At 40.6% G+C, this 278-nt stretch carries 1 protein-coding gene; it reads right to left on the bottom strand.

Translation table 11 applies throughout. The features are described from left to right. The coding region (locus AAEY88_RS13300; protein WP_350563152.1) for a polyprenyl synthetase family protein at window positions 1-278 on the bottom strand (278 nt) is incomplete at both ends.

The raw sequence follows: 278 nt of genomic DNA, 5'->3' as shown, positions 1-278 counted from the left end.
CTGTAATACTTCACCTTCAGCAATAATGTTAGTTGCATCTGCAAGCACTTGCATTACCTGCATTTTACCAAGGCCAACCATAAGCTGAAATGAACGAGTGTAAATAAAGTCGCCCACTAATACGCTGGCAGCATTACCAAACTCAGCATTTGCTGTAGGCGTGCCTCGGCGTAAGTTAGATTCATCAACAACATCATCATGTAATAGTGTTGCGGTATGAATAAACTCAACAATAGTTGCAAGTGTAATATGATCTTTACCCTGATAACCCAATGCTC

Source organism: Psychrobacter sp. CAL346-MNA-CIBAN-0220, assembly GCF_040309805.1.
Classification (GTDB): domain Bacteria; phylum Pseudomonadota; class Gammaproteobacteria; order Pseudomonadales; family Moraxellaceae; genus Psychrobacter.
The sequence above is the reverse complement of the archived record's forward strand: the minus strand, read 5'-3'. Positions and strand labels throughout refer to the sequence as shown.